Source organism: Enterobacter cloacae complex sp. 394I7, from assembly GCF_057320345.1.
Window position 1 is genome coordinate 1,158,333 of record NZ_JBXWCR010000001.1, and the last position, 16,982, is coordinate 1,175,314.

Consider the following 16,982-nt stretch of genomic DNA (forward strand, 5'->3'; position numbering starts at 1 on the left):
TATTTTTCAGGTGTTTGCTACATCACTTTAATGATATTTATGAAATGGCAAAAGAATTAATTAGCCGTCGAATTAAAAAGACAGGAATAAATGATGAAAAGCAAACTCACAATGTTAACGCTGGCACTTGCTGCGCTCACGGTCAGTTCCACCGTCGCGGCAAAAACGCTGGTGTATTGCTCTGAAGGATCGCCGGAAAACTTTAATCCTCAGTTATACACGTCGGGAACCAGCGTGGATGCCAGTGCCGTGCCGGTCTATAACCGGCTGGTCGATTTCAGGGCGGGTACAACGGAACTGGTCCCGAGCCTCGCGGAACGTTGGGAGGTGAGCGAGGACGGCAAGGTTTATACCTTCCATCTGCGTAAAGGGGTGAAATTCCAGAGTAATAAATCGTTCAGGCCGACGCGCGACTTTAACGCCGACGACGTGATTTTCTCATTTATGCGCCAGAAGGATGTAAACCATCCCTATCACAACGTCTCTAACGGCAGCTATTCCAACTTCGAGAGCCTTGAGTTCGGTAGCCTGATCACGGCCATTGATAAAGTCGATGACCACACCGTGCGCTTTACGCTCGCTCATCCGGAAGCGCCGTTTGTCGCCGATCTGGCGTGGTATTTCGCCTCGATCCTGTCGGCGGAGTATGCCGACGCGATGCTGAAAGCCGGCACGCCGGAAAAGGTGGATATGGACCCGATTGGCACCGGGCCGTTTAAGCTGGCGCAGTACCAGAAAGATTCGCGCATCCTGTTCACTGCGTTTCCGGAGTACTGGCAGGGCAAATCGAAGCTGGATCGACTGGTGTTTAGCATCACGCCCGATGCCTCGGTGCGTTTTGCCAAAATCGAGAAGAACGAATGTCAGGTGATGCCGTTTCCAAACCCGGCGGACCTGCCGCGCATGAAGGCTAACAAAGACATTAATCTGATGAGTAAAGCCGGGCTGAATACCGGTTTTCTGGCCTTCAATACGCAAAAACCTCCGCTGGATAACGTGAAGGTTCGCCAGGCGCTGGCAATGGCCATCAATAAGCCGGCCATCATTGACGCGGTATTCCATGGCACCGGTACGGCGGCGAAAAACCTGCTGCCACCGGGCGTCTGGAGCGCCGACAGCGAACTGAAGGATTACGACTACGATCCGGAGAAAGCGAAAGCGTTGTTGAAGGAGGCTGGTTTTGCAAACGGCATCAGCATCGATTTATGGGCGATGCCGGTTCAGCGCCCCTACAATCCGAACGCAAAACGGATGGCGGAGATGATTCAGGCCGACTGGGCGAAGGTTGGCGTCCAGACCAAAATCGTCACCTATGAATGGGGCGAGTATCTTAAGCGGGTGAAGGGCGGTGAACATCAGGCCGCGCTGATGGGCTGGACCACCGCAACCGGCGACCCGGATAACTTCTTTGGTCCGTTATTTACCTGTACTTCGGCTAACGGTGGATCTAATTCCGCCAAATGGTGCTACAAACCATTTGATAAAATTATCGCTGAAGCGAAATCGATAACCGATCATGATAAACGCGTGGCGCTGTATAAAGAGGCCCAGCAGATGATGCATGACCAGATGCCGGCAGTAATGATTGCCCATTCGACGATTTTTGAACCGGTGCCCAAGGAAGTCACGGGCTATGAAATCGATCCGTTTGGCAAGCATTTGTTCTGGCAGGTTGATATTAATCAGTAGTTTTTCTCTGCCCGGCGTTCAGTCGGGCAATCTTTTCGCAATTTGTGCTGCTTACATCATTTTTTGTCACAACAAACCCGCCAGACTTTTGCTATAACTTCAAATGCATACTTGCAGATAACATGGAATACCATCATGCGTACTCACACTTTTTTTAAAGTTGCAGTGCTTTCTGGTCTGTTGGCGTTAGCGGGCTGTTCGTCTAAAGTCGCCGCCCCCGAACAATATTCAGGCTTTTTAAAAGATTATTCTGGATTGCAGCAAACAACGTCCGCAACGGGTAAACCGACGCTGCGTTGGGTCGACCCGTCGTATAACGAGGCAAATTACGACAGTATTTTATGGACGCCAATCACCTATTATCCAGCGCCAAAACCAACGACCCAAATTGGTCAAAAAACGCTTGATGAGCTTCTGGCTTATACCAACACCAAAATGAAAGCGGCAATCAGCCAGCGTAAACCTGTTGTTACGACGCCAGGTAAACACAGCCTGATCTTCCGCGGTGCGATTACCGGTGTGAGTTCGCAGAAAGAAGGTCTGCAGTTCTATGAAGTAGTGCCCGTCGCGTTAGTGGTTGCAGGTACGCAGATGGCAACGGGGCACCGCACCATGGATACCCATCTCTTCTTCGAAGGCGAGCTGATTGATTCGGCGACGAATAAGCCGGTCATGAAGGTCGTGCGTAAAGGCGAAGGTAAAGAGCTGGCGAACGAAAACACGCCAATGGGCTTCGCAACGTTAAAACAGGTTGTGGATGACATGGCGACGGATGCCACCATGTTTGATGTTAAGAAAACCGCGAAATAATCAAAACGGCCTGCAGCAATGCAGGCCTTTTTTTTATGCCATACGCAAACGTCTGAACCAGGTTTCCGGTTTCGTAAACATCACCATATTCCCGCCCAGAATCAGCAGTAATCCAATGATGCCGTTGAGATGCCACACGTAACCTTCATAGACCGTGGAGATGGACAGCGCCACCAGCGGGAAGAGCAGCGTACTGTATGCCGCTTTGCCCGGGCCAATGCGTCCCACCAGCGTGAAGTAGGCGCCAAAAGCGATGACCGAACCAAAAATGGCGAGATAAAGCAGCGCACCAATGTAACTCACCGTCCATTCGGGGATAAAACTGTCACCCCGGAACAGGGCAATGCAGCCCATAATGACCGTACCGTAAAACATCGCCCAGGCGTTGGTGGTCATGGTCTCCAGCCCTTTTCGCTGGTGGCGCATGCTGATCATATTGCCCAGCGAGAACCCGTAGGTCCCCAGTGCTGAAAGGCCAATCCCCGTCAGCAGGGAGGCACTCCAGCCACTCGCCAGCAGGTCGTCCCAGAAGAGGGTGATGATCCCGATAAGTCCCAGGGCCGCCGCCGTCCAGAAGCGTGCGGGTGGGCGCTGACCGAAGAAAATAAAACTGTTGATAGCGTTATACAGTACGGCCATTGAGAAAATGACCGACTCCAGCCCGGTATTGATGTGCGCGGCGGCGGTATAAAAACACCAGAAGTTGAAGCAAAAAACGCAGCATCCCTGCAGCATGCAAAAGAGATGGTCCCGCAAGGCCAGCTTACGAAGCCGGCGCAGGGCAATTAAGACGATCATGATCGTGGCGCAAGCCACGGCAAAGCGCCAGAAAATTGACACCGGGGCTGCGACTGGCCCCTGTTGCAGGAAAATGGCAATCCAGGTTGTTCCCCATATCACCACCACCAGTCCATAGAGTAATGCGTTCATTGTTGCTCTCTTCTCACACAGCGAAAAGTGCAGTCTGGCGCGAGTGGCATGACATTGCTTTCACCGATTTGCGGTGGACTTGCATATTCTTGCGCTTTTTTGTGGCTGCAGATCTGGCATCGTAGCGCAACACTTCATAGACTGAGAGTCTGATTACTCACCCGTTAATAGCTATGTCTCGCGCTTACGATACCTTTGAAACGCTACGCCAGCAGAACGCCGTGCTGCGGGAAACCGTTGCGCTGAATTCCGGTATTCAACTGGCAGCCTGGTACAACAAGCACGACACGATAACCGTGAAAAGTAATCACCATACCCTCAGCCTGTACGTGGCGGACGGTTATGAGAGCTATCAAAAAACGCCGGGCGGCTGGAAAAACGGCGGCGGCCCGGACCGTTTCTGTCTGATGCCAAAAGAGAGTGAATCGACGTGGGATATTCGCGATGACCTGACGTTTGTCCATCTCTACTGCACCGATGAGCATCTGCGTGATGTCGGGGAAAAAATCTGGGACAAGCGCCCGCTGTCCCTGACGCTGGATGAAAAGATCTTCGGCAGCGACCCGAAAATTACCGCGCTTTACCGTCAGTTTTTGCTCGGCTGCGACTGGCAGCAAAAAGCTAACCAGCTCACCCTGAGTACCGCGTCTACGCTGTTGATGACCCACCTGTTACAGAATTACTCCAGCGTGCAGTGGAAACTGCCGGTGGTGACCGGCGGGTTGTCGCCGTTTGTGCTGCGTAACGTGCTGGCGTTTATCGAAGAGAACCTTTCCCAGCCGCTGACGCTGGCGGAACTGGCCGAACAGGCCGCGCTGAGCGAGTATCATTTCGCCAGAATGTTCCGTCAGTCCATGGGGCTGGCGCCACATCAGTACGTGATGCAGCGTCGGATGGAGAAAGCCAAAGCGCTGGTGCAGCACACAAGCACACCGCTCACCGATATCGCGCTGGCCTGCGGGTTTAACTCCGCCAGCCATTTCAGTAACCGCTTTCGCAGCATGATGGGCATAACGCCCTCGCAGCTACGCGCGGCGAAGGTGTGAAAAGACCGTATAACATACGCCGCCCAGCACCAGCCCCCAGAACGCAGAGCCAATACCCAGGATCGTGACGCCGCTGGCGGTCATCAGAAAGGTGACTATTGCCGCGTCGCGCTCCGTTTCGTTGTTCAGTGCCTGATACAAGCTCCCGCTGATGGTGCCCAGCAGCGCCAGGCCGGCGAGCATCTGGATCCAGCTCAGGGGAAGGGAGGCCATCAGCCCGGAAATGGATCCGCCAAAAATGCCCGCCAGCAGATAAAACCCGCCTGCGGCCATGGCGGCAAGCCAGCGTTTGCTGGCATCCGGGTGCGCATCCGGACTCTGGCAAATCGCAGCGGTGATCGCGGCGATACAGATGGAAAAGACGCCGAACGGGGATAACACCAATGCCAGCCCTCCGGTGACGATCATCAGCGGTGATACGGCCAGCGGATAGCCGGAAGCCTGCATCGTGGCGAAGCCCGGCGCATTCTGGGACGCCATGGTGACCAGGAAGAAGGGCACGCCAATGCTTATCAGACTGGTTAACGTAAAGGTCGGTGCGATAAACGTGGGCATCACCACGGAAAGGGTTAACTCTTTTGTGACAACGTCACCTCCCGCCCAGGCCACCATACTGCCCACCAGCAACGTGGCGACAATGGCGTAGCGAGGGGCCAGCGCTTTGGCGAACAGCCATGCCGCCAGCATGCTGCCGCACAGTAAAAAATGTCCCTCAAGATTGCTGAACGCCTGCAGTCCAAACCTGAGCAGCACCCCGGCGAGCATAGCGGCGGCAAGGGAATGCGGGATAAGCTTCATCAGGCGAGCAAACAACCCGGTTACGCCGCACAGCAGAATGAGCGCGTTGGCAAAGATAAAAATCCCGATGGTCTCGGCAAGCGTTACCCCGTGCAGGCTGGTGGCTAACAGTGCCGCGCCTGGTGTAGACCAGGCGGTGAGCACCGGGGCTTTATACCACCAGGAAAGCGCCAGCGTGCTGACCCCCATACCTATCCCCAGGGCCGTCATCCAGCCGGCGATCTGCTGCGCGTTTGCGCCTGCGGCAGCGGCGGCTTGCCAGATAATGGCGGCGGAACTGGCATATCCCACCAGAACGGCGACAAAACCGGCGAGAACGGCAGGAAAGAGTGAGGATGAAGGGCGCATAAAAACTCCGTTGTGCGTTATAACGTCCACTTTAAGGTAACACTGTGCGTTATAGCGTACAAGTGGTATGATCGGTCGCATCAGGAGGGAACATGGACATCACACAACATCTTGCTTACACACTGAAAACCGAGCGTCAGGCGCGTGGCTGGAGCCTCGCCAGACTGGCGGAAGAGACCGGCGTTTCAAAGGCCATGCTCGGGCAAATCGAGCGCAATGAATCCAGCCCGACGGTATCCACGTTGTGGAAAATCGCCACGGGGCTGAACATCCCTTTTTCTGCCTTCATCACGCCGGCAGCTGACAGGCAGGCGGTATTCGACCCGGAACAGCAGGCGATGGTGGTGAAACCGTTATTCCCGTGGGATGAGACGCTAAAGTTTGACCACTTTTCGATAACCCTCGCTGCCGGCGCCCTGAGCGAATCCACGCCCCACGAGGCTGGCGTGATTGAACACGTGGTGGTGATCAGCGGCGAACTGGAGATGAACATCGATGGCGAGTGGCAGACCATTAGTGCCGATTCGGGGGTGCGTTTTGCCGGGGATAAACCGCACGCCTATCGCAACAGCAGCGACCGGCCGGTGCATTTTCACTCCCTGATCCATTATCCCCGCTGAAGCGACGCAAAACTGTTTCGCTGCCGCATACTTCTGACTACAATAGCCGCCATTTTGACCATAACGGATAACGACGAAGTATGCGCCTGCAATCCCATCATCTCGAACTCTTAAGCCCGGCCCGCGACGCCTCTATCGCCCGTGAAGCGATCCTTCATGGTGCTGATGCCGTCTACATTGGTGGGCCTGGCTTTGGTGCCCGCCATAACGCCAGCAACAGCCTGAGCGATATTGCTGAACTGGTGCCGTTCGCCCATCGCTTTGGGGCGAAAGTGTTCGTGACCCTGAACACGATTCTGCATGATGATGAGCTGGAGCCTGCGCAACGTTTAATTACCGATCTCTACCAGACCGGCGTCGATGCCCTGATTGTGCAGGATATGGGCGTGCTGGAGCTGGATATTCCCCCCATTGAACTGCACGCCAGTACCCAGTGCGATATCCGCACGGTAGAGAAGGCGAAGTTTCTTTCTGATGTGGGTTTTTCCCAGATCGTGCTGGCGCGTGAGCTGAACCTGAACCAGATCCGCGATATTCACCAGGCGACCGACGCAACCATTGAATTCTTTATCCACGGCGCGCTGTGCGTCGCCTATTCTGGTCAGTGCAATATTTCCCACGCCCAGACGGGGCGCAGCGCCAACCGCGGCGACTGCTCTCAGGCATGTCGTCTGCCGTATACCCTGAAAGACGATCAGGGCCGCGTTGTGGCGTTCGAAAAACACCTGCTCTCGATGAAAGATAACGATCAGACCGCCAACCTGGGTGCGCTGATTGACGCCGGTGTGCGCTCCTTCAAAATTGAAGGGCGTTATAAAGACATGAGCTACGTGAAGAATATCACCGCTCACTATCGTCAGATGCTGGATGCCATCATTGAAGATCGCGGTGACCTGGCGCGTGCGTCGGCCGGTCGTACCGAGCATTTCTTTATTCCGTCAACGGACAAAACTTTCCACCGCGGCAGCACTGACTACTTTGTGAATGCCCGTAAAGGGGATATCGGTGCGTTTGATTCACCGAAGTTTATCGGGTTACCGGTGGGTGAAGTGCTGAAAGTGGCAAAAGATCACCTCGACGTGGAAGTGACCGAGCCGCTGGCCAACGGCGATGGACTGAACGTGATGATCAAGCGTGAAGTGGTGGGCTTCCGTGCGAATACGGTGGAAAAAACCGGTGAAAATCGCTATCGCGTATGGCCAAACGAGATGCCTGCGGATCTCTACAAAGCGCGCCCTAACGCGGCACTGAACCGTAACCTTGACCACAACTGGCAGCAGGCGCTGCTGAAAACCTCGAGCGAACGTCGTATCGCGGTGGACATTGAACTGGGCGGCTGGGAAGAGCAGCTGATCCTGACCATGACCTGTGAAGACGGTATCAGCGTGACGCATACGCTTGATGGTCTGTTCGAGGTGGCAAACAACGCGGAAAAAGCCCTTAACAACCTGAAGGATGGCGTGGCGAAGCTGGGGCAGACCCTTTACTACGCGCGTCATATCGACGTTAACCTGCCGGATGCCCTGTTTGTTCCGAACAGCCTGCTGAACCAGTTCCGCCGCGAGACGGCAGAAATGCTGGATGCCGCCCGCCTGGCTAACTATCCACGCGGCAGCCGCAAGGCCGAAACCGTTCCTGCGCCGGTTTACCCTGACACGCACTTGTCCTTCCTGGCGAACGTCTATAACCACAAAGCGCGTGAATTCTATCACCGTCACGGCGTACAGCTGATTGACGCAGCCTATGAAGCGCATGAAGAGAAGGGCGACGTGCCGGTGATGATCACCAAGCACTGTCTCCGCTTCGCTTTCAACCTCTGCCCGAAACAGGCGAAAGGGAATATTAAAAGCTGGAAGGCCACACCGATGCAGCTGGTAAATGGCGACGAAGTGCTGACCCTGAAATTTGACTGCCGTCCGTGCGAAATGCATGTGATTGGCAAGATGAAAAATCATATTTTCAAAATGCCGTCGCCGGGTAGCGTTGTGGCCTCCGTGAGCCCGGACGATTTAATGAAAACCCTGCCGAAGCGTAAGGGTAATTAATTACCGAAAGTGCGTGTCTGGTTTGCGCGATTTCTGCCACAGGTGGTGTTCGCGCAAACCTTCCGCTGACTCTTCTGCAACGCTGCGTAATTCATCGCTATCCGCTTCATGGCGGAGCTGATGTTCCACATTCTTTACCCACACATATTCATGGCCTTTATGTCCTGCCATGAGCTGACCTGAAAATAATCCACACACCAGCAATATCAGCGTTAACCCTTTTCTCATCATTATTTCACCGTTGAATGCCATCGCGGGACTATCATGCCAATAATTTCTTCGGGAAATTATTCAAAAATTCAAATTAGCGCAAAGAGAGTGTCAAATTCTGTGCGGCGACAGCTGTGATGAGACTTTTCCTAAAATTAGCATCAAGTTTGTTAACCGCCAATTCTGGTACGTAATTAGCCACTAGCTTTAAGGATAAATCCTATATAATGGTTAAACTCTGGCTAAGGAATGGGTCTTGTTAAATGAAAAAAATGATAGCGCTTGCGCTGCTGGTGGTTGCTGTTGGGGCGGGTGCAGGTATTTACTCTATTAGTAATGACGAACCAGAATATATTCAGTCCGCGAAAGCGCGTGTTGGGTCATATTTAACCAGCGATTACGGACGCGTGGCCTGTAATAGCACCAAAATTGATGACCAGCGCTGGCAATTAGGCTGCACCAATCAGGCAAGAGGTAAAACATTCGAGTTCGCGGTTTATCCGTCTGAAAAAGCACCGTATGGTGTGTCGCGTTCGTTTTATCTGGAAGCCATCAATGATGATGCAAAACAGAGCGCGGAGCAGGGTCTGATGCGTTATTTGCAAATCAATACCAAAGCGGGTTAATCAGGCTGTTTACCTTTCATTGAGACTATGGATGTTAGTTTGTAAGAGATCCGCTGCCCGGCCATGGAGTGTCGGGACGTAGAGACCAAAATACAAATCTATCCATGCAAGCATTTACCGCCATATTATGGCGGTTTTTTTTGTCTGCAATCCGGCCACTAGCGGGCAGGACGCGAATAGTGTTTGCGATACTGGGCCGGTGAAAGGGCGAACTGCTGCCGAAAATGGTGACGCAGGGTCGATGCCTGACCGAATCCGGTCTGCTCCGCGATGCTGTCGATACTTAAACGACTGCTTTCCAGATAATCTTTTGCCCTCAGCAGGCGCTCATTGAGCAGCCAGCGCGCGGGCGTGGTGCCGGTCGCATCCTGAAAGCGGCGCAGAAAGGTGCGTTGACTCATGCCGACCCGACGCGCCAGTGAATCAACGCTGTGCGATACGGCAAGATGGGTGTGCAGAAAATCAAACAGCTGACCGAGACGTTGACTTTCGCGCAGTTGCGCCACCGGGCGGCTTAGCTGCTGCGGCTGTGAGCCATCCCGGTGCGGGGGAATGACCAGACGACGCGCTACGGTGTTGGCGATTTCCATCCCATAATCCCGCCGGACCACGTGCAGGCATAAATCAATGCCTGCCGCGCTGCCCGCCGAGGTGAGAATGTCGCCGTCGTCCTGATAAAGTACATCTTCAACCACCTCGATGGCCGGGTACCGGGCCTTAAGCGCCTCAATATAGCGCCAGTGCGTTGTGGCTTTACGCCCATCCAGCAGCCCGGCAGCGGCAAGAACAAACACGCCGGAACAGATCGACAAAAGCTGGCATCCCCGCGCATTGGCCTTACGTAATGCCGCGCAGAGCGCGGGCGGAACCGGTGAATCCAGTCCTCGCCAGCCGGGCACAACGATCAGGTCGGCCGTCTCAAGCAGGGTTAAATCGCCGTCGGTGATGAGGCGAATCCCCCCGGTCGCCCGAAGTTCACCGCTGTCTACGCCCGCCACGGCAAAACGATACCATTCGTCTCCCAGCTCCGGACGCGGCAGACCAAAGATTTCCACTGCCACGCCAAACTCAAAGGTACACAAACCGTCATACGCCAGCACAATGACCTGAGGGCGGGAAATCTGTCTTAAGTTTGTCATCTTTTTGCTGTTTTCTGGCATAAGCGAGCGCATTCACGGGCTGAATTTGTGGATAGAGTAGTGTTAACACAAACGCCAAAGATGAGGAAGGATCATGAGTTATGTTACTGAATTTCCGGCTGCTGAACCCCAGGAAGCCGTTACCCATTTTCTGCGACGCCTGAGCGTCGAGACCGATTGCGCCGATGTGCATCATGCCATCACGAATCACGAGCAGGATTTCGTCCTGCTGCACGTCGTCGGGAGCCCGCAGCAGTTCGCCCGCCGTCACGTTCCCGGTGCGCTACATATGCCGTGGAGTCAGATCACCGCCGAACGCATGGCCCAGTGGCCTGACGGCACGCTGTTTGTGGTCTATTGCGCCGGGCCTCACTGCAACGGTGCGGACAGAGCCGCGCTGAAGCTGGCGCGTCTGGGGCTGCCGGTGAAAATTATGCTCGGTGGGATCACCGGCTGGGAAGATGAAAAGTTTGAGTTTGCGAGCCAGGAATCGCTCTCCGCACTGTGAAGATGAATTTTTTTCAACACCCGTGAAATTTTCTCGTTTGCCGGCTGGCGGCAGGTATGACATCTTTTTTGGACATTTAGACATCCAGAAGTCTAAAGATTCAAATAATGAATTATCACTGCAGGCAATTATTGTCGGCAGATAAAGGAGATTTCCATGCAACGTCACCATGCCCCATACCGCGCCGATGTAGTCGGCAGCTTTTTACGTCCGGATGCCATCAAACAGGCTCGCCTGAAATTCGCCAGCGGCGAAATTGATGCCGGGCAGCTTCGTGCGGTTGAGGATGAGGCGATCCGCCATGTTGTCGAGCAGCAGTGCGCCTGTGGCTTGCATGTGGTGACCGACGGTGAATTTCGTCGTGCCTGGTGGCACTTTGATTTCTTCGACGGTCTGCAGGGTGTTGAGCGTTACGATTCTCAGCAGGGTATTCAGTTCAACGGTGTACAGACCAAAGCCCACGGCGTGCGCGTGACCGGCAAGCTGGGCTTTGGCGATCACCCGATGCTGGAGGATTTCCGCTACCTGAAAAGCATTAGCGGCAATGCTCAGCCGAAGATGACCATTCCCAGCCCGAGCGTGCTGCATTTCCGCGGTGGACGCAAAGACATTGATGCGACGGTCTACCCGGATCTGAAGGACTATTTTGACGATCTGGCGACCACCTGGCGGGACGCGATCCGGGCGTTTTACGACGCGGGCTGCCGTTATCTGCAGCTGGATGACACCGTCTGGGCCTATCTCTGTTCGGACGATCAACGTCGTCAGATCCGCGAGCGTGGTGAAGATGCCGACGAGCTGGCGCGTATTTATGCCCGCGTTCTGAATAAGGCACTGGAGGGCAAGCCGGACGATCTCACCATCGGGCTGCATGTCTGTCGCGGAAACTTCCGTTCAACCTGGATTTCCGAAGGGGGCTATGAGCCGGTGGCTGAAGTGCTGTTCGGGACGGTCAACGTGGATGCCTTTTTCCTTGAGTACGACAATGACCGGAGCGGTGATTTTGCGCCACTGCGTTTTGTTCGCCCGGGCAAGCAGCAGGTGGTGCTCGGCCTTATCACCACCAAAAATGGCGAGCTGGAGAACCCGGAAGGGGTGAAGGCGCGTCTGGAGGAGGCGGCGAAATACGTGGCTAAAGAGCAGATTTGCCTGAGCCCGCAGTGCGGATTTGCCTCTACCGAAGAGGGCAACAGCCTGAGCGAAACCCAGCAGTGGGACAAAGTCCGCCTGGTGACGCAGATCGCCAGCGAAGTCTGGTAAACCCTCCGCCACAGCGCTGCATTATAAAAGTGCAGCGCTGTACCATTCTGAGTCGTTCTTTTTACATCCTTCGTTACTTCTCCTGTCATAGCGCTTTATCCATCCTGGCATCCTTTTTGCTCTCTCTAAGCTGACGTTTTTATTTTCTGCGTCCACGCCGTAACGGACGCCTTTGCACAGCTTTCTTTTTCAGGAGTGAAAATATGCACCGTCGTACCTTATTAAAAGCCTTCGCATTGTCCGCGTCTGTCGTAGCTATGGGGATGAGTTTTGGCGCTCAGGCGGCCGATACCATCAAGGTGGGGATCATGCATTCCCTTTCCGGCACGATGGCGATTTCCGAAACGCCGCTTAAAGATGTTGCGCTGATGACCATCGATGAGATCAACGCCAAAGGGGGCGTGCTGGGTAAGAAGCTGGAACCGGTAGTGGTTGACCCGGCCTCGAACTGGCCGCTGTTTGCCGAAAAAGCGCGCCAGCTGTTGAGCCAGGACAAAGTAGCGGTGGTGTTTGGTTGCTGGACGTCGGTGTCGCGTAAATCGGTGCTGCCGGTGTTTGAGGAGCTGAACGGACTGCTGTTCTACCCGGTGCAGTATGAGGGTGAAGAGATGTCACCTAACGTCTTCTATACCGGTGCCGCGCCAAACCAGCAGGCTATCCCGGCGGTGGAGTACCTGATGAGTGAAGACGGAGGCAGCGCGAAACGCTTCTTCCTGTTAGGCACCGACTACGTTTATCCCCGCACCACGAACAAAATCTTGCGTGCTTTCCTGCATTCGAAAGGGGTGGAAGACAAAGACATTGAAGAGGTATACACCCCGTTTGGTCACAGCGATTACCAGACAATCGTTTCCAGTATCAAAAAATTCTCTGCCGGAGGGAAAACCGCGGTGGTTTCCACCATCAACGGCGACTCCAACGTTCCGTTCTATAAAGAGCTGGCTAACCAGGGCCTGAAAGCTACCGATGTTCCTGTTGTGGCCTTCTCCGTGGGAGAAGAGGAGCTGCGCGGGATCGACACCAAACCGCTGGTGGGCAACCTGGCGGCGTGGAACTACTTTGAGTCCGTTGATAACCCGACCAACCAGGCGTTTGTGGCGGATTACAAAGCGTATGCCAGGGCACACAAATTGCCGAACGCCGACACCGTGGTCACCAACGACCCGATGGAAGCCACCTACGTCGGGATCCACATGTGGGCGCAGGCGGTTGAAAAAGCAGGTACCACCGACGTCGATAAAGTTCGGGCGGCAATGGCCGGTCAGTCCTTCAAGGCACCTTCAGGCTTTACGCTCACCATGGATGCCACCAACCACCATCTGCATAAGCCGGTCATGATTGGCGAAATTGAAGGTAACGGCCAGTTTAATGTGGTCTGGCAGACGGAACAGCCGGTGCGCGCCCAGCCGTGGAGTCCCTTCATTGCCGGTAATGACAAAAAGCCCGATCAGCCGATGAAAACCGCCAGCAACTAAGTTATCACCGCAGGGAGAAAAGTCATGAACGCCATACGCACGATCATCGCTATTGTGTGGCTTACCGGACTGCTGCCAGGGATGGTGCAGGCATCGGATGCCGACCAATTCGTGGCCGCCAGTCGCAGCCAGCAGGCAGAACTGTTGACGCAGTGGGCAACCGCGCCGGAGGCGGCACGGTTGCCGCTGCTCCAGGCGCTGCAGAGTGAAAGTCTCTACACCGACAGCCAGAAACATGCGTTTGCACAACGCCAGGGGGCAATGGTTCCCCTGGGTGAAACAAAAGCCGCAGCAGGCCAAACCAAAGCCGTGCGTCTGACCAACCGGCTGCGCAATCTGGTGGCGACGGCAATGGCAACCCATCAGCTCGTGAGTGACAGTGTCACGGAAAGGCGTGCGGCAGCCCGTCAACTCCAGCGGGATGCGCAGCCTGAAATGCTCGATTTCCTGCAAAAACAGGTGAGCAGCGAAACGGATGATGTGGCCCGTCAGTCGCTGAAGCTGGCGCTGGCGAACCTCCAGCTGGCAAGTCCGAAGGCTGCGGTGCGCCTGAACGCTGTGGCGCTGTTAGGGCAATCAGACGATCCGGACGTTCAGTCCCGGCTGATGCCGTATACGCAGGCAGGATCGGAGCCGGATGCCGGCGTGCGTGCTGCCGCTGCCGAAAGTCTGAAACAGATTGAGCATCGCCTGATGTGGGGCGATCTGCTTGGTCAGGCGTTTATGGGGCTCTCGCTGGGGTCGGTACTGTTGCTCGCCGCGCTGGGGCTGGCAATTACCTACGGCCTGCTGGGGGTGATTAACATGGCTCACGGGGAGATGCTGATGCTGGGCGCGTACGCCACCTGGATGGTTCAGCAGCTGATGGCCGGCTTCGCCCCACAGTGGCTGGCGCTCTACCCGATCGTTGCGCTGCCGGTGGCGTTTATTGTGACCGCCAGCATCGGGATGGTGCTCGAGCGTACCGTTATTCGTCATTTGTATGGCCGACCGCTGGAAACGCTGCTGGCGACATGGGGTATCAGCCTGATGATTATTCAGCTGGTACGCATGACGTTTGGCGCCCAGAACCTGGAGGTGGCAAACCCGGCATGGCTGTCCGGTGGCGTGCAGGTGTTTGCCAATCTGACGCTGCCGTGGAACCGCATTGTGGTACTGGGTTTTGTGCTGCTGGTGCTGTTCTTCACGTGGCTCATTCTGAACAAAACCCGTCTTGGACTGAACGTGCGCGCAGTGACGCAAAATCGCAGCATGGCAGCCTGCTGCGGGGTACCGACAGGTCGCGTCGATATGCTGGCCTTTGGGCTTGGCTCGGGGATTGCGGGTCTGGGGGGCGTGGCGTTATCGCAGTTAGGCAACGTTGGGCCAGAACTGGGCCAGGGTTACATCATCGACTCGTTCCTCGTGGTGGTGCTTGGCGGGGTGGGTCAACTGGCAGGTAGCGTGGCCGCGGCGTTTGGGCTGGGGATCTTTAATAAAATTCTCGAACCGCAAATGGGGGCAGTATTGGGCAAAATCCTGATCCTGGTGGCGATTATTCTGTTTATTCAGAAACGTCCGCAGGGGTTATTCGCACTGAAAGGGAGGGTTACTGACTGATGAGCCAGCCGCTTACCTTAACGCTGGCGCGCAAAGCGCCACGCACGACACAGATAGCCGGTAGCCTGATCGTGGCCTGCCTGCTGATTTTACCGTTTTTCGCCTTACTGCCCTCGACGCATCCGCTGGCGATCTCGACCTGGATGCTCACGCTCACGGGTAAGATCCTCTGCTATGCCATTGTCGCCGTGGCGCTCGATCTGGTGTGGGGCTATGCCGGAATGCTCTCCCTGGGCCACGGTATCTTCTTCGCGCTGGGCGGCTATGCGATGGGCATGTACCTGATGCGCCAGGCGGCGGGTGACGGGCTGCCCGCGTTTATGTCGTTTCTCTCCTGGAGCGAACTGCCATGGTTCTGGTGGGGGACGCAGCACTTTGTCTGGGCACTGGTATTAATTGTGATGGTGCCGGGGATGCTGGCGCTGGTGTTTGGCTGGTTTGCCTTTCGCTCAAAAATCAAAGGGGTCTATTTTTCGATCATGACCCAGGCGCTGACGTACGCGGGGATGTTGCTGTTCTTTCGCAATGAAACCGGCTTTGGCGGGAATAACGGATTTACCGGTTTTACCACGCTGCTCGGGTTTTCCGTTACCGCGACCACCACCCGTATTGCGCTGTTTCTGGCTACCGTGATGCTGTTGCTGATAGCGCTGGGCACAGGCTTCGCGCTGGCGAAAAGTAAGTTCGGTCGCATTCTGACCGCGGTGCGTGACGCCGAAAACCGCCTGACGTTTTGCGGGTACGATCCCCGCGGTTTCAAGCTGCTGGTGTGGACACTTTCAGCCGTACTCTGCGGTCTGGCCGGTGCACTGTATGTGCCGCAGGTGGGCATTATCAACCCGGGTGAAATGTCGCCAACCAACTCAATTGAAGCGGCCATCTGGGTTGCGCTGGGGGGGCGCGGCACGCTGGTCGGCCCGGTGATAGGCGCGGCGCTGGTGAACGGTGCGAAGAGCGTCTTTACCGTTGCCCTGCCGGAATACTGGCAGCTGTTTCTGGGGCTGATTTTCATCGCCGTGACGCTGTTTTTACCGCGCGGTGTCTACGGTCTGTTTCGTAAGGGAGAACACTAATGCAGCCAGCCGAAGGATTATTTACCCGCCAGTTACCCGGGGATCGCTATCGCGACCAGACCGATCCGGTACTGCAGCTTGAAGCCATCAACGTGAATTTTGATGGTTTTCAGGCGCTGACGGACCTCTCACTGAACATTGGCGTGGGTGAATTGCGCTGCGTGATTGGCCCAAACGGTGCGGGAAAAACGACATTAATGGACGTGATTACCGGCAAAACGCGGCCTAAAAGCGGCAGAGCGCTGTACGATCAGTCCATCGACCTGACGGCGCTTGAACCCGCCGAGATCGCCCGCCAGGGCATCGGACGTAAGTTCCAGAAGCCCACGGTCTTTGAAGCGCTCACGGTGTGGGAAAACCTTGAGATTGCGATGAAAACCGACAAATCCGTCTGGGCGAGCCTGCGGGCCAGACTCAACGGCGAGCAACGGGACCGTATTGACGAGATGCTGCTCTTGCTGCGGCTTGGCGGTGAGCGCAATCGCCGCGCCGGGCTGCTTTCGCACGGGCAAAAGCAGTTTCTGGAGATTGGCATGCTGCTGGTGCAGGACCCGCATCTGCTGTTGCTGGATGAACCGGCGGCCGGAATGACCGACGCGGAGACCGACTATACGGCTGAGCTGTTCAGAACCCTTGCGGGCAAACACTCCCTGATGGTGGTCGAGCATGATATGGGCTTTGTCGAAACCATTGCCGATCACGTGACGGTACTGCACCAGGGACGCGTGCTGGCGGAGGGGTCACTTCGCCAGGTACAGGCGAATGAGCAGGTCATAGAAGTCTATCTGGGACGCTAAGGAGTCGTC

General features: G+C 55.5%; 16 protein-coding genes. 12 read left to right on the forward strand and 4 right to left on the reverse strand.

What is annotated here, in order from left to right; genetic code table 11:
- The first annotated feature begins 93 nt into the window (after nt 1-93).
- Entirely contained in the window at nt 94-1,689 is a 1,596-nt protein-coding gene (locus tag AC2FAP_RS05580; protein WP_485452852.1) for an ABC transporter substrate-binding protein, read from the forward strand.
- Nucleotides 1,690-1,824: 135 nt separating this feature from the next.
- On the forward strand, nt 1,825-2,499 hold the full coding sequence (locus AC2FAP_RS05585; RefSeq protein ID WP_020884175.1) for a DUF3313 domain-containing protein: 675 nt from the start codon (nt 1,825-1,827) through the stop codon (nt 2,497-2,499).
- A gap of 33 nt (nt 2,500-2,532) precedes the next feature.
- On the opposite strand, the gene AC2FAP_RS05590 is transcribed toward AC2FAP_RS05585, so the two are convergent.
- The gene (locus AC2FAP_RS05590) at nt 2,533-3,429 is read right to left on the reverse strand and encodes a DMT family transporter (RefSeq protein WP_014170023.1); all 897 of its coding nucleotides are present in this window, start codon (nt 3,427-3,429) and stop codon (nt 2,533-2,535) included.
- Between the two features lie 173 nt (nt 3,430-3,602).
- Here AC2FAP_RS05590 and AC2FAP_RS05595 point away from each other — a divergent pair, with 173 nt between their 5' ends.
- Nucleotides 3,603-4,475, forward strand: coding sequence for a helix-turn-helix domain-containing protein (locus tag AC2FAP_RS05595; RefSeq protein ID WP_279259265.1), 873 nt, complete (start codon nt 3,603-3,605; stop codon nt 4,473-4,475).
- Here AC2FAP_RS05595 and AC2FAP_RS05600 read toward each other — a convergent pair.
- The gene (locus AC2FAP_RS05600; protein WP_078774035.1) at nt 4,455-5,621 is read right to left on the reverse strand and encodes a benzoate/H(+) symporter BenE family transporter; all 1,167 of its coding nucleotides are present in this window, start codon (nt 5,619-5,621) and stop codon (nt 4,455-4,457) included. The genes AC2FAP_RS05595 and AC2FAP_RS05600 overlap by 21 nt on opposite strands.
- Before the next feature lie 92 nt (nt 5,622-5,713).
- On the opposite strand from AC2FAP_RS05600, the gene AC2FAP_RS05605 reads away from it, so the two are divergent.
- Both AC2FAP_RS05605 and AC2FAP_RS05610 read left to right on the forward strand, forming a co-directional pair.
- Complete coding sequence (locus AC2FAP_RS05605) at nt 5,714-6,241, forward strand: helix-turn-helix domain-containing protein (protein WP_279259267.1); 528 nt, start codon at nt 5,714-5,716, stop codon at nt 6,239-6,241.
- Between the two features lie 80 nt (nt 6,242-6,321).
- Nucleotides 6,322-8,286: a peptidase U32 family protein gene (locus AC2FAP_RS05610; RefSeq protein ID WP_014170027.1), complete on the forward strand. Its 1,965-nt coding sequence runs from the start codon at nt 6,322-6,324 to the stop codon at nt 8,284-8,286.
- On the opposite strand, the gene AC2FAP_RS05615 is transcribed toward AC2FAP_RS05610, so the two are convergent.
- Complete coding sequence (locus AC2FAP_RS05615) at nt 8,287-8,517, reverse strand: DUF2554 family protein (RefSeq protein WP_025204219.1); 231 nt, start codon at nt 8,515-8,517, stop codon at nt 8,287-8,289. It abuts the gene before it with no gap.
- Nucleotides 8,518-8,759: 242 nt separating this feature from the next.
- Here AC2FAP_RS05615 and AC2FAP_RS05620 point away from each other — a divergent pair, with 242 nt between their 5' ends.
- On the forward strand, nt 8,760-9,122 hold the full coding sequence (locus AC2FAP_RS05620; RefSeq protein WP_020884170.1) for a hypothetical protein: 363 nt from the start codon (nt 8,760-8,762) through the stop codon (nt 9,120-9,122).
- 158 nt (nt 9,123-9,280) lie between these two features.
- Here AC2FAP_RS05620 and ftrA read toward each other — a convergent pair whose 3' ends face one another.
- Nucleotides 9,281-10,282 carry a transcriptional regulator FtrA gene (gene ftrA / locus AC2FAP_RS05625; RefSeq protein ID WP_032670382.1) on the reverse strand — a complete coding sequence of 334 codons (1,002 nt, stop codon included), beginning with the start codon at nt 10,280-10,282 and terminating at the stop codon, nt 9,281-9,283.
- A gap of 73 nt (nt 10,283-10,355) precedes the next feature.
- Between ftrA and AC2FAP_RS05630 the strand changes: the two genes are divergently transcribed.
- The 6 genes from AC2FAP_RS05630 to urtD all read left to right on the forward strand — a co-directional run bounded on the left by AC2FAP_RS05630 (nt 10,356) and on the right by urtD (nt 16,973).
- Nucleotides 10,356-10,769 (forward strand): rhodanese-like domain-containing protein, encoded by a 414-nt coding sequence (locus AC2FAP_RS05630; protein WP_059305983.1) that lies wholly within the window; start codon nt 10,356-10,358, stop codon nt 10,767-10,769.
- 156 nt (nt 10,770-10,925) lie between these two features.
- Entirely contained in the window at nt 10,926-12,029 is a 1,104-nt protein-coding gene (locus AC2FAP_RS05635) for a cobalamin-independent methionine synthase II family protein (protein WP_078774036.1), read from the forward strand.
- Between the two features lie 203 nt (nt 12,030-12,232).
- Nucleotides 12,233-13,504 carry an urea ABC transporter substrate-binding protein gene (urtA, locus tag AC2FAP_RS05640; RefSeq protein ID WP_020884166.1) on the forward strand — a complete coding sequence of 424 codons (1,272 nt, stop codon included), beginning with the start codon at nt 12,233-12,235 and terminating at the stop codon, nt 13,502-13,504.
- Between the two features lie 24 nt (nt 13,505-13,528).
- Nucleotides 13,529-15,103 carry an urea ABC transporter permease subunit UrtB gene (gene urtB / locus AC2FAP_RS05645; RefSeq protein WP_032681020.1) on the forward strand — a complete coding sequence of 525 codons (1,575 nt, stop codon included), beginning with the start codon at nt 13,529-13,531 and terminating at the stop codon, nt 15,101-15,103.
- Complete coding sequence (urtC, locus tag AC2FAP_RS05650) at nt 15,103-16,176, forward strand: urea ABC transporter permease subunit UrtC (RefSeq protein WP_063924954.1); 1,074 nt, start codon at nt 15,103-15,105, stop codon at nt 16,174-16,176. The genes urtB and urtC overlap by 1 nt, the downstream gene beginning before the upstream one ends.
- Nucleotides 16,176-16,973: an urea ABC transporter ATP-binding protein UrtD gene (gene urtD, locus AC2FAP_RS05655; RefSeq protein ID WP_014170037.1), complete on the forward strand. Its 798-nt coding sequence runs from the start codon at nt 16,176-16,178 to the stop codon at nt 16,971-16,973. The genes urtC and urtD overlap by 1 nt, the downstream gene beginning before the upstream one ends.
- Nucleotides 16,974-16,982 lie beyond the last annotated feature (9 nt).

Bases quoted from the DNA above. Each gene is read 5' to 3' on its own strand.
- AC2FAP_RS05580 (WP_485452852.1), top strand. From the start codon at position 94: ATGAAAAGCAAACTCACAATGTTAACGCTGGCACTTGCTGCGCTCACG.
- AC2FAP_RS05585 (WP_020884175.1), top strand. From the start codon at position 1,825: ATGCGTACTCACACTTTTTTTAAAGTTGCAGTGCTTTCTGGTCTGTTG.
- AC2FAP_RS05590 (WP_014170023.1), bottom strand. From the start codon at position 3,429: ATGAACGCATTACTCTATGGACTGGTGGTGGTGATATGGGGAACAACC.
- AC2FAP_RS05595 (WP_279259265.1), top strand. From the start codon at position 3,603: ATGTCTCGCGCTTACGATACCTTTGAAACGCTACGCCAGCAGAACGCC.
- AC2FAP_RS05600 (WP_078774035.1), bottom strand. From the start codon at position 5,621: ATGCGCCCTTCATCCTCACTCTTTCCTGCCGTTCTCGCCGGTTTTGTC.
- AC2FAP_RS05605 (WP_279259267.1), top strand. From the start codon at position 5,714: ATGGACATCACACAACATCTTGCTTACACACTGAAAACCGAGCGTCAG.
- AC2FAP_RS05610 (WP_014170027.1), top strand. From the start codon at position 6,322: ATGCGCCTGCAATCCCATCATCTCGAACTCTTAAGCCCGGCCCGCGAC.
- AC2FAP_RS05615 (WP_025204219.1), bottom strand. From the start codon at position 8,517: ATGATGAGAAAAGGGTTAACGCTGATATTGCTGGTGTGTGGATTATTT.
- AC2FAP_RS05620 (WP_020884170.1), top strand. From the start codon at position 8,760: ATGAAAAAAATGATAGCGCTTGCGCTGCTGGTGGTTGCTGTTGGGGCG.
- ftrA (WP_032670382.1), bottom strand. From the start codon at position 10,282: ATGCCAGAAAACAGCAAAAAGATGACAAACTTAAGACAGATTTCCCGC.
- AC2FAP_RS05630 (WP_059305983.1), top strand. From the start codon at position 10,356: ATGAGTTATGTTACTGAATTTCCGGCTGCTGAACCCCAGGAAGCCGTT.
- AC2FAP_RS05635 (WP_078774036.1), top strand. From the start codon at position 10,926: ATGCAACGTCACCATGCCCCATACCGCGCCGATGTAGTCGGCAGCTTT.
- urtA (WP_020884166.1), top strand. From the start codon at position 12,233: ATGCACCGTCGTACCTTATTAAAAGCCTTCGCATTGTCCGCGTCTGTC.
- urtB (WP_032681020.1), top strand. From the start codon at position 13,529: ATGAACGCCATACGCACGATCATCGCTATTGTGTGGCTTACCGGACTG.
- urtC (WP_063924954.1), top strand. From the start codon at position 15,103: ATGAGCCAGCCGCTTACCTTAACGCTGGCGCGCAAAGCGCCACGCACG.
- urtD (WP_014170037.1), top strand. From the start codon at position 16,176: ATGCAGCCAGCCGAAGGATTATTTACCCGCCAGTTACCCGGGGATCGC.